This is a genomic window from Butyrivibrio sp., from assembly GCF_017635265.1.
Lineage (GTDB): Bacteria > Bacillota > Clostridia > Lachnospirales > Lachnospiraceae > Butyrivibrio.
The window spans coordinates 25,895-49,903 of sequence record NZ_JAGBLU010000091.1; the positions used below are offsets into that span (position 1 = coordinate 25,895).

Annotated in this window: 13 protein-coding genes; 11 read left to right on the forward strand and 2 right to left on the reverse strand. The window is 42.1% G+C overall.

Translation table 11 applies throughout. The annotated features are described in order from the left end of the window. Positions 1–82: 82 nt before the first annotated feature. From J6O61_RS10375 to J6O61_RS10400, 6 genes are all read left to right on the forward strand, one after another. Complete coding sequence (locus tag J6O61_RS10375; RefSeq protein WP_292212742.1) at positions 83–1,852, forward strand: ammonium transporter; 1,770 nt, start codon at positions 83–85, stop codon at positions 1,850–1,852. Between the two features lie 211 nt (positions 1,853–2,063). Next, positions 2,064–3,647 carry an asparagine synthase B gene (asnB, locus tag J6O61_RS10380; protein WP_292212744.1) on the forward strand — a complete coding sequence of 528 codons (1,584 nt, stop codon included), beginning with the start codon at positions 2,064–2,066 and terminating at the stop codon, positions 3,645–3,647. 19 nt (positions 3,648–3,666) lie between these two features. Continuing rightward, entirely contained in the window at positions 3,667–5,775 is a 2,109-nt protein-coding gene (locus J6O61_RS10385) for a glutamine synthetase III family protein (RefSeq protein WP_292212747.1), read from the forward strand. 235 nt (positions 5,776–6,010) lie between these two features. Next, the gene (gene gltB, locus J6O61_RS10390; protein WP_292212749.1) at positions 6,011–10,540 is read left to right on the forward strand and encodes a glutamate synthase large subunit; all 4,530 of its coding nucleotides are present in this window, start codon (positions 6,011–6,013) and stop codon (positions 10,538–10,540) included. A gap of 61 nt (positions 10,541–10,601) precedes the next feature. Further along, on the forward strand, positions 10,602–12,137 hold the full coding sequence (locus J6O61_RS10395) for a glutamate synthase subunit beta (protein WP_292212752.1): 1,536 nt from the start codon (positions 10,602–10,604) through the stop codon (positions 12,135–12,137). 101 nt (positions 12,138–12,238) lie between these two features. Further along, a complete protein-coding gene (locus J6O61_RS10400) occupies positions 12,239–13,888 on the forward strand; it encodes an RsiV family protein (RefSeq protein WP_292212755.1) in 1,650 nt (549 codons plus the stop codon). Positions 13,889–13,961: 73 nt separating this feature from the next. Here the strand turns inward: J6O61_RS10400 and mgtE are convergent, their stop codons facing one another. Continuing rightward, positions 13,962–15,326, reverse strand: coding sequence for a magnesium transporter (mgtE, locus tag J6O61_RS10405; RefSeq protein WP_292212757.1), 1,365 nt, complete (start codon positions 15,324–15,326; stop codon positions 13,962–13,964). A gap of 229 nt (positions 15,327–15,555) precedes the next feature. On the opposite strand from mgtE, the gene J6O61_RS10410 reads away from it, so the two are divergent. After that, positions 15,556–16,038 (forward strand): PTS sugar transporter subunit IIA, encoded by a 483-nt coding sequence (locus tag J6O61_RS10410; protein WP_292212759.1) that lies wholly within the window; start codon positions 15,556–15,558, stop codon positions 16,036–16,038. A gap of 42 nt (positions 16,039–16,080) precedes the next feature. Further along, the gene (gene nagE, locus J6O61_RS10415; protein ID WP_292212762.1) at positions 16,081–17,520 is read left to right on the forward strand and encodes an N-acetylglucosamine-specific PTS transporter subunit IIBC; all 1,440 of its coding nucleotides are present in this window, start codon (positions 16,081–16,083) and stop codon (positions 17,518–17,520) included. Positions 17,521–17,537: 17 nt separating this feature from the next. Here nagE and J6O61_RS10420 read toward each other — a convergent pair whose 3' ends face one another. Continuing rightward, entirely contained in the window at positions 17,538–19,451 is a 1,914-nt protein-coding gene (locus tag J6O61_RS10420) for a flagellin (RefSeq protein ID WP_292212765.1), read from the reverse strand. Positions 19,452–19,745: 294 nt separating this feature from the next. On the opposite strand from J6O61_RS10420, the gene J6O61_RS10425 reads away from it, so the two are divergent. The 3 genes from J6O61_RS10425 to J6O61_RS10435 all read left to right on the forward strand — a co-directional run bounded on the left by J6O61_RS10425 (position 19,746) and on the right by J6O61_RS10435 (position 23,938). Next, on the forward strand, positions 19,746–20,441 hold the full coding sequence (locus J6O61_RS10425; protein WP_292212768.1) for a hypothetical protein: 696 nt from the start codon (positions 19,746–19,748) through the stop codon (positions 20,439–20,441). A gap of 112 nt (positions 20,442–20,553) precedes the next feature. Then, entirely contained in the window at positions 20,554–22,359 is a 1,806-nt protein-coding gene (gene aspS / locus J6O61_RS10430; protein WP_292212770.1) for an aspartate--tRNA ligase, read from the forward strand. Further along, entirely contained in the window at positions 22,352–23,938 is a 1,587-nt protein-coding gene (locus J6O61_RS10435) for an ArnT family glycosyltransferase (protein ID WP_292212771.1), read from the forward strand. Before aspS ends, J6O61_RS10435 begins: the two co-directional genes overlap by 8 nt. Positions 23,939–24,009 lie beyond the last annotated feature (71 nt).

A 24,009-nucleotide genomic window follows, 5' to 3' on the forward strand; every position in this document is an offset into this window, starting at 1 on the left:
TGTGCCGTTGCATCGCTTTTTTTACCGGGAGATCTGTGAGGGTTTGAATTTTATGATTTTCCCGGGAGAGAGGAGAAAAAGTATGAGCGAGGAAATCTTAAGCGCAATAGACAGCAGTGTTTTTGGTGTTTGGTTTCTTATAGGTGCAGCATTGGTTTTCTGGATGCAAGCTGGATTTGCAATGTGTGAGGCTGGCTTTACAAGAGCCAAAAATACAGGAAATATCATAATGAAAAACCTTATGGATTTCTGTATTGGAACAGTAGTATTTATTCTTATCGGTTTCGGATTATTTCTTGGGGAGGATTTAGCCGGAATAATCGGAAAACCGGGATTTGATATTTTTACAAATTATGCTGGTTTTGACTGGTCAAACTTCGTATTTAACCTTGTTTTCTGTGCTACTACAGCAACAATCGTTTCAGGATCAATGGCTGAGAGAACAAAATTCATTTCATATTGTGTGTACTCGGCAGTTATCTCAGCAATCATTTATCCTATTGAGGCTCACTGGACATGGGGCGGTGGATGGCTGTCACAGATTGGTTTCCACGATTTTGCAGGATCTAACTGCATCCATATGGTTGGTGGTATTTCAGCTCTTATCGGAGCAGCATTCCTTGGACCTCGTATTGGTAAGTTCGAAAGAGATAAATCAGGAAAAGTTACAAAGGTAAATGCTTTCCCTGGTCACAATCTTGTAGCAGCAGCCCTTGGTGTATTCATCCTTTGGCTTGGCTGGTACGGATTTAACGGAGCAGCTTGTACATCAGTTGATCAGCTCGGCAGCGTATTTGTTACAACAACAATTGCTCCTGCACTTGCAACAGTTACATGCATGATCTTCACTTGGCTCAAATATGGAAAGCCTGATGTTTCAATGTGTCTCAATGCTTCACTTGCAGGACTTGTAGCTATTACAGCTCCATGTGATGTAACAGATGCTTTTGGTGCAATCGTGATTGGTATCGTAGCAGGACTTCTTGTTTGCTTCGGTGTATGGCTGCTTGATTACAAGCTTCACGTTGATGATCCTGTTGGTGCAGTTGCAGTACACTGCCTCAATGGTATTTGGGGAACAATTGCAGTAGGTCTTTTTGCAACTAATTCAGCTCCCGGCTATTCAATAGCTGATGCCGCAGGAAACGAAATGGTCGGCCTTTTCTACGGTGGCGGATTTAAGCTTCTTGGAATTCAGCTTCTTGGAATGTTTTCTACAGCAGCATGGACTGCAGTTACAATCAGCATCACATTCCTTGCCATCAAGGCAGTTCTTGGACTTCGTGTTTCAGAAGAAGAGGAGATCCTTGGACTTGATTCTACAGAGCATGGACTTGCATCAGCATATTCAGGATTTGCAATCATGGATGTATCAAATACTTTGAATATGGCAGTTAATGAAAATACCGACCTTGGAGTAAGTGATTACGAAGAGGCTTCAGAGTTCCAGAAAAAAGCTTCAGTACCGGTGGTTACAGCGCCTGTACATACAGAGTCTGGAATACATAAAGTTGTTATTATCGCAAAGTTATCCCGTTACGACAAGCTTAGACGCGCTATGAACGACCTTGGCGTAACCGGAATGACTGTTACTCAAGTCATGGGTTGTGGCGTCCAGAAGGGTTCCGGCGACATGTATCGTGGCGTCGAAATGGATGCCACACTCCTTCCTAAAATTAAACTGGAAGTTGTTGTGAGCAAGATTCCGGTTGAAGACGTTATAGAGGCAGCAAAGAAAACTCTTTATACAGGCCACATTGGAGACGGCAAGATCTTTGTTTACAGCCTCGACAATGTAGTCAAGATCCGCACTGGAGAAGAAGGTGCTGCGGCTTTAGCTGACGTTGAGTAGAGCACTTGGCGAGGTATTGTCGAGCCTAGTGCGAACCATGGGTGAACACTTAGCGAGGTTCTGTCGAGCTTAGTGAGAATCCCAGAGTGATTAAGCAGGAGGAAAAAAGCACGAAGTGCGATTTCCGAATGTATGTAGCATGACGAGAGCGAAACGGAGTCATGCGTATATCACTCAAATATATATAACTAACCACCCAGGAGGAAACAGTATGTGCGCAATTCTTACATACGCAAGAGAATCGGTAAGCGAAGAATTCTTTGAAGAAATGCTGGAAAAAACGGCATCTCGTGGACCTGACATGACCAGAAAACAAAAGGTAAAAGGCGGATGGATGGGCTTTAATCGCCTTTCAATCATGGGCCTTTCAGAGGAAGGCATGCAGCCGTTTAATCATGGAAAAAATACCGTTATCTGCAATGGAGAGCTCTACGGCTTCAAAGATTTAAAAAAGTATCTTACATCTCTTGGATACAGCTTTAAAAGCGAAAGCGATTGCGAGATACTGCTTCCTTTGTATGAAAAACTTGGCACAAAAATGTTTGGTCTTCTTGATGCCGAATTTGCATGCGTTATCTATGACGGGGAGAAAAAGAAATTCATAGCAGCCAGAGATCCAATCGGGATCAGACCGCTTTACTACGGCTATGACAGCGAAGGATACATCATTTTTGCATCAGAACCTAAGAACCTGGTGGGAGTTACAGATAAGATAATGCCTTTCCCACCGGGGCATTACTATGAAGACGGAGAGTTTGTCTGCTATAGGGATCTGACTAAGGTAAAAGAAATATCAACAGACAGTCTCGAAGTCGTAACCGAGAAGATCCACGACAAACTCCTTAATGGAATTAAAAAGCGACTGGATGCTGATGCTCCTGTGGGATTTCTTTTGTCCGGAGGTCTTGATTCATCACTTGTATGCGGTGTGGCAGCAAGCCTTTCAGATAAGCCACTTGAGACATTTGCAATCGGCATGGATATAGATGCCATTGACCTGAAATATGCCAGAGAAGTAGCAGATTACATCCACAGCAATCACCATGAAGTAATCATTACAAAAGAAGATGTCATTAAGGCCATAGAACCTGTTATACATGCTCTTGGAACTTACGACATCACTACCATAAGAGCTTCAATAGGAATGTATCTTCTGTGCAAGTGGATTCATGAAAACACTGATATCAAGGTGGTCCTTACCGGCGAGATATCGGATGAACTCTTTGGCTACAAGTACACAGACTTTGCGCCAAGTGCGGAAGCTTTTCAGGAAGAAGCAGCCAAAAGAATCAGAGAAATCCACATGTATGACGTCCTGCGAGCAGACAGATGCATAAGCGTAAATTCACTCGAAGCAAGAGTTCCTTTCGGAGATATGGATTTTGTGGATTATGTCATGAGCATTGATCCACAGAAAAAACTCAATACTTATGGCATTGGAAAATTTCTTTTGCGAAAGGCCTTTGAAAAGGACGAAGTGATACCCCATTCAATCCTAATGAGAGAAAAAGCAGCTTTCTCGGATGCTGTGGGTCATTCCCTTAGGGACGACCTCATGGAATATGCAGATGAGAAGTACACCTACGCGGAATATGAGGGCCTAAGGAAAAAATATACTCACGCAAAGCCCTTCACAAAGGAATCACTTCTTTATAGAGAGATATTTGAAAAATACTATCCGGGACAGTCGGATACGATCATAGATTTCTGGATGCCAAATAAGAACTGGGAAGGCTGTAATGTCAACGATCCATCAGCAAGAGTCCTTTCCAACTATGGAGCTTCAGGTAAATAAACATACGGAGGAGAAAAAGATGATAGAAGCAAGCAAATTAACAGAAGAATTCGGAAGCCTTGTATTTAATGACAAAGTAATGAGAGAGCGTCTTCCAAAAGACATTTATAAGGCAGTTCATAAGACGATTGAGAAAGGAACACACTTAGAGCTCGAGGTTGCCAACTGCGTAGCTGCAACCATGAAGGAATGGGCTGTTGAGAACGGAGCAACTCATTTTACACATTGGTTCCAGCCTATGACAGGTCTCACAGCAGAGAAGCATGACAGCTTTATTTCACCTACAGATGACGGAAGAGTCATTATGGAATTTTCAGGAAAAGAGCTTGTAAAGGGCGAACCTGATGCATCAAGCTTCCCATCAGGAGGACTTCGTGCAACATTTGAGGCAAGGGGTTATACAGCATGGGATCCTTCATCACCGGCATTTATCAAGGATGGATCACTCTATATTCCAACAGCATTCTGTTCATATGGCGGTGAAGCTCTTGATAAAAAGACACCTCTTTTAAGGTCAATGGAGGCTCTTTCAAATGAAGCAGTAAAACTCCTTCATCTTCTCGGATATGAGGATGTGAACAGAGTAAATACAACAATCGGTTCAGAACAGGAGTATTTCCTTATTGATAAAGAATATTACAAAAAGAGAAAAGACCTTCTTTTCACAGGAAGAACACTTATCGGAGCCCCTGCTACTAAGGGACAGGAAATGGAGGACCATTACTTTGGCGTTATAAAGCCCAAGGTATCAGCATACATGCATGACCTTGATGAAGAGCTTTGGAAACTAGGAATCCCTGCCAAGACCAAGCACAATGAGGTTGCTCCATCACAGCATGAGCTTGCTCCTGTATTTGAAACAGCAAACATCGCTGTTGATCACAACCAGCTCACAATGGAAGTTATGAAAAAAGTTGCTGACAAGCACAATTACGCTTGTCTTTTGCATGAGAAGCCATTTGAAGGAATCAATGGATCAGGTAAGCACAATAACTGGTCTGTATGCACAGATACCGGAATGAACCTTCTTGATCCGGGCAAAAATCCGGGAGAGAACACTCCTTTCCTTGTATTCCTTATGGCTGTAATTGCAGCAGTTGATGAGTATGCACCAATTCTTCGTCTGTCAGTTGCATCTGCAGGAAACGATCACAGACTTGGCGGAAATGAGGCACCACCAGCAATCATCTCAATCTTCGTTGGTGATGAGCTGGCAGAAGTACTTAAGGCAGTAGAAGAAGGAAGTGCATACCAGAGTGCAGGCAAAGTTCAGATGGCAATGGGGGCAACAGTCCTTCCACACTTTACAAAAGATAACACAGACAGAAACAGAACATCACCATTTGCTTTCACAGGAAACAAGTTTGAGTTCCGTATGCCCGGTTCATCAGTTTCTGTAGCAAATGCCAACATCGTCCTCAACACAGCAGTTGCAGAAGAAGTTGCAAAGCTTTATGAAAAGCTTGCTCCTTTCAAGGGCGAAGAACTTAAAGCAAAGATAGCAGAAGTTCTCAAAGAGACACTTGTAGCTCACAAGAGAGTTCTTTTCAACGGAAACGGATATACAGATGAGTGGGTAGAGGAAGCAGCAAAAAGAGGACTTCCAAACCTTAAGTCCCTTCCTGATGCAATGCCATACTGGATTTCAGATGAGTCAATTGAGCTTTTCACAAAGCACGGCATCTTCACAAAAGAAGAGATCCATTCAAGATACGAGATCCTTCTTGAGAATTATTCAAAGTCAGTTCACATCGAGTCTCTCACCATGCAGGAGATGGTAAGAAAAGACCTTACAGAAGGCATCGTTGCTTACGAAAAGGATCTTGGAAAAGAGGCAATGCAGAAAAAGAGTCTTCTTGGAGACAAGGCTGCAACTCTTGAAATTTCTCTTTTAAAGAAGCTTGATGATGCAAGCTTTGAAATGAGCAAGGCACTTGAGAAACTGGCAGAAGACACAACAATTGCTGAGGAAAAGACAGATGCCCTTGATACTGCAGCATTTTATCAGAGTACAGTTCTTGCGGATATGGATGAGCTCAGAAAATACGCAGACCAGGCCGAGGCTCTTATCCCTGACAAATACCTCAGCTATCCAACATACGGACAGATGCTTTTCTCATTAAGATGAAGTAACTCACAAAATAGTACCTGAAAAATAAGATGTATTTTCATTTATTTTTCGCTATACAAAGACAGGCATTTTATGTTGCACAAGCAATTTCAGGGTCTTTAGAAACGCCAGTACTTATGTCCGGTATTTTCGGACATTAGTACTGCTACGTTTTTGACGAAGCGGGAGCGTCCCTGAAATGATTGTGTAATTTAAAATGCCGTCCTTATATCAAAAAAGGAAGGAAGCCCACATGGAACCATGGATGAATGAAAGAGACGCCTGTGGTATAGGCGCCGTAATAAATATAGATGGAAAACCTGATAATAAAGTTTTGGACGATGCACTTAGCATCGTTGAAAAACTTGAGCACAGAGCGGGAAAAGACGCCACAGGTAAAGTAGGCGATGGCGTTGGAATACTTCTTCAGATTTCCCACAAGTTCTTTTCAAAAGAAGCAAAGAAGCAGGGAATAACACTTAAAAATGCCGGAGATTATGGAATAGGAATGTTCTTTCTTCCACAGGATTCAATGAAGCGTATGTTTGCAAAGCGCATGCTTGAAGTTATTGCCCAGAAGGAAAATCTTAGGGTTATCGGATGGAGAGAAGTACCTGTCCACCCTGAAATCCTGGGAGAAGTTGCAATAAACTGCATGCCACATATTGAGCAGTGCTTTATTGAAAGACCCTCGGATGTAGAAGCCGGAATTCCCTTCGATAGAAAGCTCTATTGCCTTAGAAGAGAGTATGAGAAATCGTCTGAGGATACCTATATTTGTTCTTTTTCGTCCAGAACCATTGTGTATAAAGGAATGTTTTTGGTAGGGCAGTTGCGCAATTTCTACGAAGACCTTTTATCATCTGAATACGTTACAGCAATTGCTATGGTTCACAGCCGCTTCTCTACTAATACAACTCCTTCCTGGCAGCGTGCCCATCCATACAGGATGATCGCACATAATGGTGAGATCAATACTATCAGAGGTAACAGCGACAGAATGCTGGCCCGTGAGGAGACCATGTCTTCCGATATGTTTGGCGAAGAGCTTGGAAAAGTATATCCTGTTATCGCTTCCTCAGGATCAGATTCTGCCATGCTCGATAATACCCTTGAATTTTTGTACATGAACGGTATGGACCTTCCCCTTGCGATGATGCTCACAATCCCTGAACCCTGGAAGCACAACGACTTTATGGCTCAGGACAGAAAAGACTTTTACCATTACTATGCAACAATGATGGAACCATGGGATGGCCCTGCAGCAGTTCTTTTCACCGATGGAGAGGTGTTCGGTGCAACCCTCGACAGAAACGGACTTCGTCCATCAAGATACTATGTGACAAATGACAATAGGCTTATCCTCTCATCAGAAGTGGGAGTGCTCGACATCCCTGAAGAGAGCATTGTGAAAAAATCACGCCTGTCCCCCGGGCATATGCTTCTCGTCGATACCAAGGCCGGGCGCATCATCTCTGATGAAGAGTGCAAAGATAAATACTCAAAGGCAAAACCCTACGGCGAGTGGCTTGACCGCCACCTGCTTCATCTGGGTAAACTATCGATTCCCAACAGAAAGATCCCGACCCACTCCCAGGTGATGAGAGATAAGCTTTATAAGGTGTTCGGTTATTCCTATGAAGATGTAAAAAATCAGATCATGCCAATGGCCATGAATGGCATAGAGCCAACAGTTTCAATGGGAACAGATATCCCGCTGGCTATGCTTTCCCAGCACCACCAGCCGCTTTTTTGCTATTTTAAGCAGCTCTTTGCCCAGGTAACCAATCCGCCTATCGATTCACTTAGGGAAAAAGTGGTAACAGATACTACGGTTTATATTGGTTCTGATGGAAATCTGTTAAAAGAAAAAAGTGATAACTGCAGAGTCCTTGAAGTCAATAATCCGATCCTGACAGGTGTTGACCTCATGAAGATCGAGGCCCTTGATCAGCCAGGATTTAAGGTAAAAAAGATATCTCTTTTGTACTATAAGAACACACCAATGGAAAGAGCTCTTGAGCAGCTTGATGTCTCAGTGGACAGAGCTGTGGCAGATGGCGTTAACATCATCATTCTCTCAGACAGAGGCGTAGATGAAAACCATATGCCAATTCCATCACTTCTTGCTGTTTCATCAGTGGAGCAGCACCTTGTAAGGACCAAGCAGCGCACAGCGGTTTCTCTCATACTTGAGAGCGGAGAACCAAGAGATGTTCATCAGATTGCGACTCTCCTTGGCTTTGGTGCGAGAGCTATCCATCCTTACCTTGCCCAGGAGTGCATAGCTGAGCTCATTGATATTGGAATACTTGATAAAGACTATCACACTGCTATTGCAGATTATAATAAAGCCCTCCTTGGTGGCGTTGTGAAGATCGCTGCAAAGATGGGAATCTCAACACTCCAGTCATATCAGTCTGCAAGAATATTTGAGGCTATAGGACTGTCGAAGGAGTTTGTTGATAAGTATTTTACCGGAACAACAAGCCGTGTTGGCGGCATTGGAATCGCAGAAATTGGCGAGGATGTAGAATCAAGGCACAATAAAGCCTTCGATCCGCTGGGACTTCCGAGCGATACGACACTTGATTCTATAGGCTTCCACTCCCTTAGAAGTGGTGAAGACAAAGAAGACCACATGTATAGCCCAAAGACCATCGTAACACTCCAGAGAGCAGTAAGAGAGGGAGATTACGAGCGCTTTAAGGAATACACTCAGATGGTCGACGACGAGGACAGACCTCATACTTTAAGGGCTCTTCTTTCATTTGTTCCGGCAAAAGAGCCTGTGCCACTTGATGAAGTTGAGAGCGAAGAGCAGATAGTAAAAAGGTTCCAGACAGGTGCTATGTCATACGGCTCACTTTCAAAGGAAGCCCATGAAACCTTGGCAACAGCCATGAACAGGCTTGGTGGAAAGTCCAATACCGGAGAAGGCGGAGAGGATGAAAGGCGATTTGGAACAGAGAAAAACAGTGCTGTTAAGCAGGTGGCTTCGGGAAGATTCGGCGTTACAAGTCAGTATCTTTTAAGCGCAAAAGAAATCCAGATAAAAATGGCACAGGGGGCAAAGCCGGGAGAAGGTGGACATCTTCCCGGAAAAAAGGTCTACCCATGGGTTGCAGCCACAAGATTTTCAACACCGGGTGTAGCACTTATTTCTCCGCCGCCACATCATGATATTTACTCTATCGAAGACTTGGCACAACTTATCTATGACCTTAAAAATGCCAATGACAAAGCAAGGATTTCTGTAAAGCTTGTATCAGAAGCAGGCGTTGGAACTATTGCTTCCGGCGTTGCCAAGGCAGGAGCACAGGTAATTCTGGTATCCGGCTATGACGGGGGAACAGGCGCAGCTCCTTCATCTTCTGTCCATCACGCAGGACTTCCGTGGGAGCTTGGAGTAAGCGAAGCACATCAGTCTCTTTTGGCCAATGGCTTAAGAAGTAGAGTAGTGCTTGAGACCGACGGAAAGCTCATGACAGGAAGAGATGTTGCAATCGCAGCACTTCTTGGTGCAGAGGAATTTGGTTTTGCCACAGCTCCGCTTGTATGCATGGGATGCATGATGATGAGAGTATGCTCAAAAGATACATGCCCTGTGGGAATAGCAACACAAAATGAAGAATTGAGAAAAAGATTTAAAGGTAAGCCCGAACATGTCATGAACTTTATGCTCTTTGTGGCAAGGCAGCTGCGAGAGATCATGAGCACTCTTGGATTTAGAACCATAGAAGAGATGGTTGGAAGGACAGATTGCCTTAAGGTCAGGAGCTACGAAGGTAAAGATCCTGCAATCAAGAGGAAAAAAGAGGCAGCGGATCTTGGCAGGATACTTGATAAAGCTTATGTGGGGAGAAGTGACAACCACTTTAACCCAAGGGATATCTATAACTTTGAACTTGAGAAAACTCTGGACTCAAGGGTACTTATTCCTGAGTATGAAAAGAGCAAGAAGAACCTTGAAAAGTCTAAAGCTACATCACAAATAAAAATGAAGGTGGAAATATCAAGTACAGACAGAAGCTTTGGAACGCTTCTCGGCAGCAGGGTAACAAGAGATTTTGGAATGACACTTGATGATGATTCGGTATACGTTGAAGCTATAGGCGGAGGCGGACAGTCTTTTGGTGCCTTTGTTCCAAAGGGAGTCACATTAAAGCTTTATGGCGATGCCAATGACGGATTTGGCAAAGGTTTATCAGGAGGTAAAGTTATTGTAAGACCTTCCGAAAAAGCGACGTACAAGGCTCACGAAAATATCATCATAGGAAATGTTGCTCTTTACGGAGCTACTGCAGGTAAAGCATATGTATGCGGTGTTGCAGGCGAAAGATTCTGCGTAAGGAACTCCGGCGCAGTAGCTGTAGCAGAGGGCTGCGGCGATCATGGACTTGAATATATGACAGGCGGCAGAGCCGTGATTCTTGGTATGACAGGTAAAAATTTTGCAGCGGGAATGAGCGGCGGAATAGCTTATGTCCTTGACAGAGAGCATACTCTTTATCTTCGAATGAACAAGGATATGGCATCTCTTTACGAAGTGACAGAAAAATATGATATTGCTGAGCTCAAGGCAATTTTAGAAGACTACGTAAAAGAGACCGATTCCGAATTTGCCGGAGAAATATTGAATAACTTTGAAAACTATATTCCTGACTTCAAAAAAATCGTTCCAAATGACTATCAGAAAATGATAACAGCAATCGGTAGATTTGAGGAACAGGGAATAGACCATGAACATGCTGTTCTTGAAGCATTTAAGGAACTTGCGTGACTAAGGAATAGTTTTAACAGGAGCGCAGATAAAATATTGTTTTCAGAGGTGAATAAGGAATATGGGAAAAGATACGGGATTTCTTGAATATAAAAGAACTAATAACGGTGATGTACCGCCGGAAGAAAGAATAAAGAATTTTGAAGAATTTCATACTCCTCTTGATACACAGTCAAGAAGGGAACAGGCTGCCAGATGTATGAATTGCGGAGTGCCTTTCTGTCAGTCAGCAATGAACCTTGGAGGAATGGTTACGGGGTGTCCCCTTCATAACCTGATTCCTGAATGGAATGATGAAATATATAAGGGACATGAAAAACATGCATTTGACAGGCTCTATAAGACAAGCAATTTTCCGGAATTTACAGGACGTGTTTGCCCGGCTCTTTGTGAAAAAGCCTGCATGTGCGGACAAAACGGTGATTCAGTTACAGTTCATGATAACGAGCTATACCTTATTGAAACAGCTTATTCAAAAGGGTATATAAAACCGGTTGTTCCTGCAATCAGAAGCGGTAAAAGGGTGGCAGTTGTAGGAGCCGGACCGTCAGGTCTTGCAGTAGCAGATGAGCTTAATCACAGAGGGCATGTGGTAGAAGTATTTGAGAGAGAAGATGAAGTGGGAGGTCTTCTCATGTACGGAATACCTAACATGAAGCTGGATAAAAGCGTAATAAAGCGCAGAAGAAAGCTTATGGAAGAGGAAGGCGTAATTTTCCACACAGGGGTAAATATCGGGTCTGGTGCTGTGGATAATTCGACTAAACCGGGTGAAAATGTGGATAATGAATTATTATCAAAAGATATTTTGGATAGCTTTGATGCGGTTGTCATGTGCTGTGGTGCAAAAAAGCCAAGGCCGCTTGCTGTTGCTGACCCCGACAGTATAAAGGGCGTATATTATGCAGTGGATTTCCTAACAAGGACAACAAAAGCTCTTTTGAAGAGTGAAGACAGAACTGTAGAATCCCTCACAAAGCAAGGCGGTTATATTGATGCTCACGGAAAGAATGTGGTCATAGTCGGCGGAGGTGATACAGGCAATGACTGCATAGGAACAGTTGTAAGAATGGGAGCAAAATCCGTAACAGCACTGGAAATGATGCCCAAGCCTCCGGTTGAAAGGGCAGCGAATAACCCATGGCCTGAATGGCCCAAAACTCTAAAGACTGACTACGGACATGAAGAAGCAATCTATGTATATGGCAGCGATCCAAGAGTTTTTGAAACTACTGTAAAGAATGTAGTTACCGATAAAAAAGGCAATATCAAGCAGCTTGAAACTGTAAAAGTTTCTTTCAAAGACGGAAAACTAACAGAAGTCCCCGGCTCAGAGAAGACACTAAAGTGCGATATCTTGCTGATAGCAGCAGGTTTTATCGGCTGTGAAGATTATTCGGCAGATGTCTTCTCTCTAAAGAGAAGTCCCCGTGGCACCATAGTAACTGAACAGGACAGTTACCACATCCCAAACACCAAAATCTTTTCGGCAGGAGATATGCACCGTGGCCAATCCCTGGTAGTATGGGCCATCGCCGAAGGCAGAGCCTGCGCCAAAGAAGTTGACGAGTACCTGATGGGCTACACCAACCTATAAGAACATCCCGGCATGGGCTGCACCTGCCGGGATGTTTTTGCAGGCGTTAAAATGTGCTATAGTTAGGGAAGCTAAAAAAGGTTTTAGGAGTGATGTGAGTTATGAAAAGGAAAAGTGTGAGGGCATTTACAGCTGTCGTGGCAGCCGCAATGCTTGTTTGTGCTTGTGGGAATGAAGATGCTGCGGAGGAAAGCGTACAGACAGAGGATATTTCCGGTGAAGCTGTAAGCACTGATAAGGAAGATGCAGATAGTGATTCAGTAAGTGAGCAAAAGGATATTACTGTAGTAAAGCATAAAGTTACCTGCAGCGTTGATGGAAAAGAGAGAGCAATAGGCGAGTACCCGGGAATAGTTCTTTCCGATGATTATAAGACCAGATACCCGGAACTTGCTACGTGTATTGGCGAGATAAACGAGGGCTGGGAGAAATCAATCAAGCAGAATGTTTCAGAGTATGCGAGATTTGCTGTTGATGCACAGGATTATTTGCCTGATGCGGTATTTGAAAGTGATATTACCATAAGTATAGACAGGGCAGACGACAAGCTCTTTACGATTCTTATAAGTTTCTATGATGAATCCGGCGGAGCTCATCCCAATCACGGAACAACTTCTTTCAATATCGATCCGTCAACAGGTGCTGAACTTAGCTTGAGTCAGGTACTTGATAATGATGAAAACATTGCATCAATAATAAGAGATGAGCTTACAAAAGAGTATCCGGATCAGGCTGAAGAATTTGACAGCTACTACTATCAGGGTGAAGGCGATGACAGCGATGTTTTCAAGCAGAAGTATATCGATGGAACGTATAATTTCTCTGTTAATGGAGACGGGCTCTATATCTTTTTCTCACCATATGATATAGCAAGTTATGCAGCTGGCTACATGGAGATAACTCTTTCTCCTGATAAGTATCCTGACCTGATTAAAAGCGAATACATTTTAAGTCAGCCTCAGGATATGGAAAAAATAGTTGAAACAAAAGATGGGGAAAGCTTTGAAGTTGAGGCTATTGAGGAAGGATTTGGCAGTACCGAAGATAACGGAGTTATTCTTGATAATCCGACATGGGACAGATATGTTTCTGATGAAGCAGGGCAGCCTTCAGATCATCACATCTCTTTGACCATGTCAAAAGAAGAAAAGACAGATTGGTTAAATACGGAGAACTGGGCTGATGAACATGGATTTGATTATGCCAGCCCTGAGTATAGTGATGACGACTACTATTATCTTCCATTTAATCCTGTAGAATATGACTACATGTATAATGCGATTGAGGTATACGATAAAAATATAACCAGATCTTTTTGCAATTATGATCTGTCTCTTTTGTGTAATGGAGAAGATGATGAGGAACATAAGTATTCAAATGTGACTCAGTACATCAGATTTGCAAAGTTGATTGACAATATTCTTTATGTTGAAATCAGCCATCAGGGATATGCTAAAGAGGAGCAAAAATCAGCCTACATTGCTGCTATAGATATCGATACGGACAAGTTACTGTTTAAGACAGAACCTCTTACAGCAAATGCCGCAAATTTCTGCATCATAGACGACACAATAGTATGTGGCTATGGATTTACCGAAGAACCGGATTATATTTATCTTCTTGATAAAAATACAGGGGAAAGAGTAGAGACCATTCCTGTTAATTCAGCTGCCGAGCAGTTTGAAGTTGTGGGTGATACCCTCTATGTTGCTACATATAATACCGCATATGAATTTAATATAAACAGATAAAAAGACGGCATCCTGCATAATTATTGCGGGATGCCGTTTTTAGCAGGCATATTTATTTACATTCATATCTCATTTATATGACCAGATGAAGAGCTCTTGTTGCAATGTTGAAATAAACCAGCAGTGAAAGAGCATCCACAATAGTTGTAATAAATGGACTTGCCATTACCGCCGGGTCAAAGCCAAGGCGTGATGCCAGCATAGGAAGGCAACAACCGACAAGCTTGGCTATGAGAACCACAATAAGCAGTGTAAGGCAAATAACAGCTGCAACTGTAATTGAAAGTCTGTCAAAGAATATCAGTTTTAAAAAGTTAGCAGCAGCAAGAGTCAGACCACATAAAACAGCGACTCTGATCTCTTTCCAGATTATTTTGAAGATATCTTCAAATTCAATCTCTTTAAGAGAAAGTCCACGGATAATTGATACACTGGCCTGAGAACCTGCATTACCACCGGTATCCATAAGCATTGGGATATATGCAGTGAGGATTACATATGCTGAAAGAGCATCCTCGAAGCCTGTGATGATGGCACCTGTAAAAGTAGCGCTAATCATCAGGAATAATAGCCATGGTATTCTGCTCTTATATGTCTCAAAAATGCCTACCTTCGGATAAGGCTTATCTGATGGCACGATAGCTGCCATCTTTTCGATATCCTCTGTTGCCTCTTCTTCGAGAATGTCTACTACGTCATCAATTGTGATGATACCGACCATACGGCTTTCGTTATCTACTACAGGCATTGCTGTAAATCCGTATTTTTGGAAGGCTCTGGCAGCTTCCTCCTGGTCAGTCATGGTATTGATACTGATGACATTGGTATTCATTATGTCGCCGATAATCTCATCCGGTTTCATAATGAGAAGATACCTTAGAGCAACAGTTCCAACCAGCACTTTTTGTCTTGTTACAACGTAACAGATGTTAATGGTCTCGGAATCTACACCCTTTTTCCTGATCCTGTCAATTGCATCCGAAACTGTCATGTCTTCCCTGAGGTCAACATACTCCACAGTCATAATGCTTCCGGCAGAATCCTCAGGATACTGGAGAAGGTGATTTATATCAGCTCTTGTTTCAGGGCTTGCATTGGCCAGAATGCGCTTAACAACGCTTGCAGGCATTTCCTCCAAGAGGTCAGTTGCATCATCGGCCATCAGATTGTCAATAATGTTGGAAGCTTCCCGATCAGATAGAGAACGGATGATATATTGCTGTGCATCCAATTCCAGATCAGCGAAAACATCAGCAGCCATGTCCTTGGGAAGGATTCTGAACATTTTAAGAGAATCCTCGTTTTCCATCTCACCCATAGCAGTAGCGATATCTACTGTGTTCATCTCAGAGATGGTCTGGCGAAGCTTGGTGTACTGTCTGGATTCAAGAAGCTCTTGTAAGATTTCAGCGACTGTCTTTTCTTCTTGTAATTCCATGATAATAATCTCCTATGAATTTGTTGTTGGTGGTTAAATTGGTACTTCGACCAGGAGCAGGATCACTACTGCATATATGTGAATCTGACTTCATTAAAACCACCACCTTTCATACGAGATTTTGTACCGTGTTTAATGTAACACAATTTCTCTCAAAAATAAATAAACAATTTAAATGGAAAAATGATCAGTTTAGCGTTATAGTAATATTATAGTTGGAGGTGCAAAAATGGGGATTTTTGACAAGTTATTCAAGGGGAATAAAATCGATATTTCGTCACCTGTCAATGGTGAACTTGTACCAATAGAAAATGTTAGCGATCCGACTTTTGCCCAGGAGATGATAGGTAAAGGTGTTGCTATAGAGCCTGTAGACGGCAAGTTCTATGCCCCTGCAGACGGCAAACTGGTAGCTCTTTTTCCGACAGGTCACGCCTATGCCATGACAACTGTTGATGGAGCAGAAGTTCTGGTTCATATCGGCATTGATACTGTCAAACTTAATGGACAGTACTATACTGTCAAGGCCAAACAGGGCGATGATGTGAAAAAAGGCGATCTGATCGTCGAAGTAGATCTTGAAGGCGTAAAAAAAGCCGGTTTTGAGGTGATTACGCCGGTCATTATTTCTAATTCCGGAAAATTTTCCAAATTTGAAAAGAAAAGCGGAAGTGTTAGCGCTGGTGATACAGTAGTTCTTTTAACTCGTTAATCATTGTAATGTAAATTACAATTTAATAAGGAGGAAAAAAGTATGATGAAGTATTTACAGAAGATCGGGAAATCCCTGATGCTTCCGGTGGCCGTTTTGCCGGCAGCAGGTATTTTGTACGGTATTGGCTATTGGATTGATCCTTCCGGTTGGGGAGCAAACAGTCTGGTTGCAGCTTATTTTATCAAAGCAGCATCTGCGATCATCGACCAGATTCCTATTTTGTTTGCCATTGGTGTATCTGTTGGAATGGCAAAAGATCACGATGGAACAAGTGCTCTTTCCGGTCTGGTTTCGTTTCTGATGATCACTACTCTTTTAAGCACGGGAGCTGTTGCAATGTACAAAGGTGTTGATCCATCTGAAGTTCCTGCAGCTTTTGGTAAGATCAGTAACGCATTCATCGGTATTCTTGCAGGTATTATCGGATCAAGCTGCTACAACAGATACAAAGACACCAAACTTCCTGATTGGCTTGCTTTCTTTAGTGGAAAGAGATGCGTTGCTATTGTTACAGCAGGTGCATCAATAGTTTGCTCTGTTATCCTGTATTTCATATGGCCACTTATTTATGCTGCTCTTGTAGCTTTTGGAACAGCTATTTTGGGACTTGGCCCTATAGGAGCAGGCATCTATGCCATGCTTAACCGTGCACTTATTCCTCTTGGTCTCCACCATGCTCTTAATGCGGTGTTCTGGTTTGATACAGCAGGAATCAATGACCTTGGTCTTTTCTGGTCAGGAGCAGACGGAGCGGTTAAAGGCGTTACAGGCCAGTACATGACAGGATTCTTCCCGGTTATGATGTTTGGTCTTCCTGCCGGAGCTCTTGCTATGTATCACACAGCAAAAGACAGCAAGAAGAAAGCAGCAGCTTCTCTCCTTCTTGCAGGTGCTCTGGCATCATTCTTTACAGGAATTACTGAACCACTTGAGTTTGCATTCATGTTCATGGCTCCGGGACTTTATCTTGTACATGCAGCTCTTACAGGTATTTCTGCAATCGTATGTGCGCTTCTTCCGCTTAGACTGGGCTTCAATTTCTCAGCGGGTTTTGTAGACTGGTTCCTGAGTTTTAAAGCGCCTATGGCAGTTAATCCATGGCTCCTTATTCCTGTAGGACTTGTATTTGCAGTTATTTACTACTTTGTATTCCGCTTTGTTATCATTAAGTTTGATCTAAAGACACCGGGGCGCGAAGATGATGAAGAAGATGAGAATAACATTGAACTTGCCGGTGATGACTTTACAACAATGGCCAAGTTTGTATTAGAAGGACTTGGCGGAAAAGAGAATATCAAGGAACTTGATTATTGTGCAACGAGAGTTCGTGTGGAAGTTAACGATTATACTCAGGTTGATGAAAAGATTATCAAGAAAGCCGGTGTTGCCGGAGTTGTTCGTCCATCAAAGTCAACTGTTCAGGTAATTGTAGGACCAAAGGTACAGTTTGTTCATGATGAGATCAAGAAGATGATGTGAAAAGCATCATCGACTAATTACTGTAATAGACTTAGAACCCCCTGATTTGTTTGATTTGCCTGAGCAAGTATTGCGTCTCCTGCATGGGCAAGAATCATACTATTGGAAAACTTTACTAGTTCAGCAGACATGTCAGTATCGCGTATTAGGGATTCTGAACTTGTAGTATTTTCAACCGTATTTTTAAGATTTTTATAGGCATGTTCCATTTGGTTCTGATATGCACCAAAGACAGAGCGTTGTTCATCAACAATCTGCCCGGCTCTTTTTATCTGCTCTATACCATTCTTGGCACCAGAAGTATTTAAGGTGTTGAGGTTATCAATTCCGAGAGAATAGGTACTTAGCACGTCATAAATAAGAGGAATGACATCATCCGGGGTGCTTTCAGAACCTGCCTGTATTTTAAGCATCATTGTGCCACCATAGATGTTTCCATCAAAATAAGTAACAGGAACGTTTCCGCGGCTTAAGCCATTATTGGTAGTTTGTGTCAGATCGATTCCTGTGATTCCCTTTATTCTTTTTATGATATCATCTGCAGTTTCTCCAACCTTAACACTCATGGATAGTGTCAAGGTTCCAATACCATTATTTCCATTCGGGATTTGTGAGCCATTTGTACCGTAAGTCAGTGTTTCAAGAGAGGATGTTTCCAGTGTAATAGAGATATTTCCTCCAAAAGCAGTTAAATCATATTTTTCATGTGTATATGGATTCTCATGTGGGCCAAATGCTGTTCTTACTGCGTTTTCAAGATTGTTACTATCTGTTGAAGATTGACTGATCAAATGAGTGAGAGAGCTATTGGTATTATAATTCCACCAGATTCCTCGTATGCGCTCATCTTTGGAATAACTGTTTGCAGATACTGAACCGGTAGATTTTACTTCGGCAGAAAAGCTGTCGGGAGGATTTGGCCTGGTATTGTCATTTTTTCCGAAGGTAAAAGAAAAAGATAATTTATCAGCGACATTGGTTTGTTGTCGGTTATTACCTCCGTTTTCGGGGACCATGTTATCTTCAGCACCTAGAGCATTATTGCGATACAGTAATCCGGATAAGTATTGCCATGTTCCGCTGACGGATGATGATCCGGTATCGCCTTTAACAGTACCTCTTACAGAGTAGCTTGATGAAACATATGCTGATTTTTCATTCAGGTTGTTGATTAGCATGTCCAGAGTGGCATCTCTGTCAAGCTTAAAAGTGTAACTGGGATTTATGTTGCTGGCATCCGGATACACAGAATAGTCCATACTGGTTTCATCTACTTTTACGGTAAAACCTTGACGTAATTCATTCTCAGAAGGCCATTTGATTTCCTTGCTTTCATATTCAGTTCCGTCAAAGCCTTTCCACTTTATTTTCACGCCATCGCTAGTTGTTTCGAAATGGAAATTATTATCATTGGGCCAGGCTGCCCTGTTTTTTTCAGTTATTTGGCCCACACCATTTACGCTTGATGTAAAAATAGGACGTCTTTCTGTGCCTATTACTATAGGACTCATATTATTTTCGTCCCAAATTGGTCTATCGTTAAAACTTGTAACATGGAAAATTCGGTTACATTCCATTTTTATCTGTTGGATTTCTTTATCAATTGCGTTTCTGTCATCAACAGTGAGAGTATCCGTTGCAGCCTGAACACATAGCTGCGTCATACGGGCAAGCATGAGATCTATTTCAGCAAGCGCACTATCAGCTACTTGTACGTAGGAAATCCCGTCCTGCACATTTTCAGAAGCCTGTGTAAGACCGCGTATCTGCCGCCTCATTTTTTCACTGATAGCAAGACCTGCTGCATCATCTGCCGCACGATTTATTTTGTATCCGGAAGTCAGTTTTTCTGAAGACCTGGCTTTGTTGTTGTGCATTATTCCAAGCTGCCTGTTGGAATTCAACGCAGTCATATTGTGCTGGATTACCATGTAAAAGTCTCTCCTTAATTTAGCATTTGTGGTTAGCTTCCATGCAATATGATGCGTCCGTGCATTCAATAATTGTATCGGCAATAAATATTCAAAAAATAAGCGAAATAACGATATTAATTTTCTGCTATATTTTGTGGGATGAATAAGTTTCAGGTGAATATATTGTGTTTTGATTTTTTTATGGGAAATAATGATGAAACATTATAAAAATTTGCTAAAAATCTGCGTTTTAGCATTTGAATTTTTGTGAAAATGGCATATAATATAAATATGTATAGGAGGTACTGTTTTATGGGTAAGAAGGGTATTGTGGGTGTAGTACTTGTCGGAACTTTATCGTTGTTTGTAGGATTGGGTGCTTTTGCAGGCAATGCGACCGATGATTATGCTTTTAACTATGAGGAATGTGATCATGTTGATCATGATGCTACCGGTCGTGACCTCAAACCGGTAATTTATCTTTATCCGACAGAGGATAATACAGAAATATCAGTATCTCTTGATTATGATGGAAATCTTGTGGAGCTTATTCCTGAATTTAATGCAGAAAACACTTGGAATGTGACAGCAAATACTGATGGCAGGATAACCTTTGAAGGTCAGGAATATGACTACCTGTTCTGGGAAGGAGATCCGGATTTCTCATATGATTTCTTCTCGGGTTTCTGCGTTGCCGGTCAGGATACGGAAGCCTTCCTTGATGAGAAGCTTCACGCTCTTGGGCTAAATGACACAGAGACAGAGGAATTCATGGAATTCTGGCTTCCAATGATGCAGGATAACCCATATAACATGATAAGTTTCCAGACAGATTCTTATACAAATGGAGCAAGACTTTCAGTATCGCCTGAACCTGATTCGGTTATAAGAGTATTTATGGCGTGGTATCCTACAGATAAATTTGTGAAAATCAATCCTCAGTATATTGAGGGTGCCGACAGAAGTGGTTTTACGGTAGTTGAGTGGGGCGGTAACAAGGTAAAATAAAAGTTCTTGAAACATTAACGATGATAGTCTAAAATGTTGTGCGTAGTATTGGGTTTTAACAAAGCTACGCACATTTTTGTGGTGATTTTTAATAGAAACGGAGTATTTAAGTATGATGCAATCACGTACACATAACTGTGGTGAGCTGCGCATGGAAAATGTAGGCGAGAGTGTTACTCTTGTAGGCTGGCTTGAGAACATGCGAGAAGTTGGAAGCGGACTTGGATTTGTAGTATTAAGAGACTTCTACGGCACAACACAGATAGTCCTTGAGACAGAGGAGATGGTTAAAACTGCTAAAGCCATCAACAAAGAATCAACAATTTCAGTTAAGGGTGTAGTAAGAGAGAGAAGTTCTAAAAACCCTAAGCAGGAAACAGGTGATATCGAGGTTGTTCCTGAGAGTATTACAGTTCTTGGACGCTGCCGTTACAATGAGCTTCCTTTTGAGATCAATCATTCAAGAGAAGCTGATGAAACAGCAAGACTTAAATACAGATATCTCGACCTTAGAAATCCTGAGGTTAAAAAGAATATTATTTTAAGATGCAATGTTGTAGCTGCTCTTCGTCAGGCAATGACAGAACACGGATTTTTGGAGATAACAACTCCTATCCTTACAGCATCATCTCCTGAAGGCGCAAGAGACTACCTTGTACCGGCCAGAAAGCACCCCGGTAAGTTCTATGCTCTTCCTCAGGCACCCCAGCAGTTCAAGCAGCTTCTTATGACAGCAGGATTTGACCGCTATTTCCAGATTGCTCCTTGCTTTAGAGATGAGGATGCAAGAGGAGACAGAAGCCCGGGAGAGTTCTACCAGCTTGATATGGAGATGGCATTTGCCACACAGGAAGACGTATTTGCTGTACTTGAGGATGTTCTTCCTCCTATTTTTGCAAAATATGGAACATACAACAGAGCATCCGGTGCTCCATTCATGAGAATACCTTATCTTGAGGCTATGGATAAATATGGTTCAGACAAGCCGGATCTTCGTATTGACCTTACAGTAGATGATGTAACAAATGTACTTGCTGATTGCGGCTTCGGACCATTTGCAACAAAGGCTGAGGATGGATCTGATACAAACGTAAGAATCAAGGCAGTTGTTATTTCTGATTTCAAGGAAAGCAGAAAGTTCATAGACAAGACAATCTCAGATGTAGAGGTTCAGTCAGGAAACAAAGCATATTGGTTCAGAATGGATGAAAACGGAGAGCTTGTCGGAGGAATCTCCAAGTTTGTTGCTCCTATTAAGGAGTCTGTAGTTTCAGCACTTTCACTTAAAGCAGGTGATCTTGTTGTTCTTTCAAGCGGTAAGCTTGGCGCAGCTCAGAAGACAGCCGGTGTTATCGTTAAGACATTCGGTGCTGCAGTTCCGGGACATATGGACAAAGAACAGTATGCATTCTGCTGGATTGTAGACTTCCCTATGTATGAGATTGGTGAGGAGTCAGGCGAGCTTGAGTTCTGTCACAATCCATTCTCAATGCCATCAGGCGGACTTGAGACACTTCTTAAGGCAGAGAGAGGCGAAATCGATCCTCTGTCAATTACTGCAGATCAGTATGACCTTGTATGTAACGGTGTAGAGCTTTCATCAGGCGCTGTTCGTAACCATGATCCTGAGATTATGATCAAGGCATTCGAGATGGTAAGACTTGGTGAGGATGATGTTAAAGCCAAGTTCCCGGCTATGTACAACGCATTCTGCTATGGTGCACCGCCACATGCAGGTATTGCTCCCGGTGTAGACCGTATGGTAATGCTTCTTGCAGGTGAGGATTCTATCCGCGAGATTATTCCTTTCCCTATGAACAAGAATGCACAGGATATTATGATGGGAGCTCCGGGATATGTAACAGATAAGCAGCTTGAGGAACTTCACATCGCAGTTACCAAGACAGAAGATGAATAATCTACGTAATAAACTAAAATCTAATTACATATATGATGTAGTCGTAGCGCTGATGCTTTTTGCAGCATTGGCGCTTCGTTTATACAGGTTAAGTGACATTCCAAGGGGGCTTCATGTAGATGAGATAGGCATGGGATATGATTCGTGGAGCATAGCCCATTTTGGAGTGGACAGATATTTAAACAGCTTTCCAATGTACCTTAGTAACTACGGTGGAGGGCAGAGCGCATTATATTGCTATCTTACGGTTCCTTTTATATTGCTGGGAGGTTTTACGCCACTGATGCTAAGGCTGCCGTCTGTAATTTTTTCCATGATAGCAGGAGTCTTTGGATGGCGTCTCGTTCGTATAGTTGCAGGTAAAAGAGCCGGTATTGTCTTCTTGTTTGTCTATCTGATAATTCCCTACTTTACCCAGGCAGGACGAATTGCCCTTGACTGCAATCTTATGCTGGGGCTCAGCGTTTTGATGCTTAATATTTTGGAATACTGCCTTAGAGATGACAATTATGGGAAAAGACTTTGCTTTGTAATGCTTGGCACAGTCACCGGAATAACATTTTATTCCTATGCGTTAAGCGATGTGGTACTTCCGCTTTTTTATCTTTTTCTGGTGATTTATCTTTTGACCTGTAGAAAAAAGGTTGCAATAGGGTCAATTATTTCTTTTGCTGTTCCGGTTTTGATATTTGCTATTCCGCAGATACTTCTTCAGGTTGTGAACATATATGGACTTCCTGCAATCCACATAGGGCCTATGACTATTCCTGTAGTGCTCAATTACAGACTTGACGATATAGTATTTGACCAGATAAAACCAAACCTGCGTTGGACCTTTGACAGTCTTTTTAGAGCTGACAATACAGACTTTGATTCTTTTCCTCAGTTTGGCGCGCTGTATATGTTTTCACTTCCGGTAATTATATTCGGAGGAGTACTGGTATTTATAAAACTATGCAAGAGCATAAAAGAGAAAAAGATAAATTTTGAAAGCGTGATACTGCTCTACGCTTTTTCAGTGCTTCTTTTTGGGCTCTTTATTCAGGGAGTTACGACATACAGGATAAACAGTGCATTCTTTGGACTTGCTTATTTTATTGTGGCGGCCATTGAATTCTTTTTTACAAGGAATCATTATGGTAAAGTTTACTGTGCAGTCGGAGTAATACTGATTTTTGCATACTTTGTAAATGGAGTAATGTTTCTTGATTTTTATTTTAATAAATATGCAGACACTGTTTACCCCCAGAGACTTTTTGCAGAAGACCCGACAGATGTGTATAATTACCTCGACAGTCAACCGGAAAATGTAAAATCAAGGCTTACATATGTAGGAGGAGCCAATGAGGCCTATATTTACTATCTTTGGGCAAAAGAAATCTCTCCCTATGAGTATGATCACAACAAATATGGCAATAACGGAGATGGAAAAAAATACAGTTTCTGGGCACCGGAACCCTATGACAGTTCTTGCAATTACATCATGTATTTACCAGAGGAAAGCGAGAAAAAAACGCTTCTTGAATTGGGATTTACGGAGCATGATTTTGGTCCCTATAAAGTATATATCTATGAATAATAATACAAGCGTCAAAGCCGCATGGCTTGGCGCTTTTTTCTTTTTGACAACATTTAATATTAAATATACAT

Coding starts and splice junctions, on each gene's coding strand:
- asnB (WP_292212744.1), top strand. CDS start 2,064: ATGTGCGCAATTCTTACATACGCAAGAGAATCGGTAAGCGAAGAATTC.
- mgtE (WP_292212757.1), bottom strand. CDS start 15,326: ATGGAATTACAAGAAGAAAAGACAGTCGCTGAAATCTTACAAGAGCTT.
- aspS (WP_292212770.1), top strand. CDS start 20,554: ATGATGCAATCACGTACACATAACTGTGGTGAGCTGCGCATGGAAAAT.
- J6O61_RS10395 (WP_292212752.1), top strand. CDS start 10,602: ATGGGAAAAGATACGGGATTTCTTGAATATAAAAGAACTAATAACGGT.
- gltB (WP_292212749.1), top strand. CDS start 6,011: ATGGAACCATGGATGAATGAAAGAGACGCCTGTGGTATAGGCGCCGTA.
- J6O61_RS10375 (WP_292212742.1), top strand. CDS start 83: ATGAGCGAGGAAATCTTAAGCGCAATAGACAGCAGTGTTTTTGGTGTT.
- J6O61_RS10385 (WP_292212747.1), top strand. CDS start 3,667: ATGATAGAAGCAAGCAAATTAACAGAAGAATTCGGAAGCCTTGTATTT.
- J6O61_RS10420 (WP_292212765.1), bottom strand. CDS start 19,451: ATGGTAATCCAGCACAATATGACTGCGTTGAATTCCAACAGGCAGCTT.
- J6O61_RS10435 (WP_292212771.1), top strand. CDS start 22,352: ATGAATAATCTACGTAATAAACTAAAATCTAATTACATATATGATGTA.
- J6O61_RS10425 (WP_292212768.1), top strand. CDS start 19,746: ATGGGTAAGAAGGGTATTGTGGGTGTAGTACTTGTCGGAACTTTATCG.
- J6O61_RS10410 (WP_292212759.1), top strand. CDS start 15,556: ATGGGGATTTTTGACAAGTTATTCAAGGGGAATAAAATCGATATTTCG.
- J6O61_RS10400 (WP_292212755.1), top strand. CDS start 12,239: ATGAAAAGGAAAAGTGTGAGGGCATTTACAGCTGTCGTGGCAGCCGCA.
- nagE (WP_292212762.1), top strand. CDS start 16,081: ATGATGAAGTATTTACAGAAGATCGGGAAATCCCTGATGCTTCCGGTG.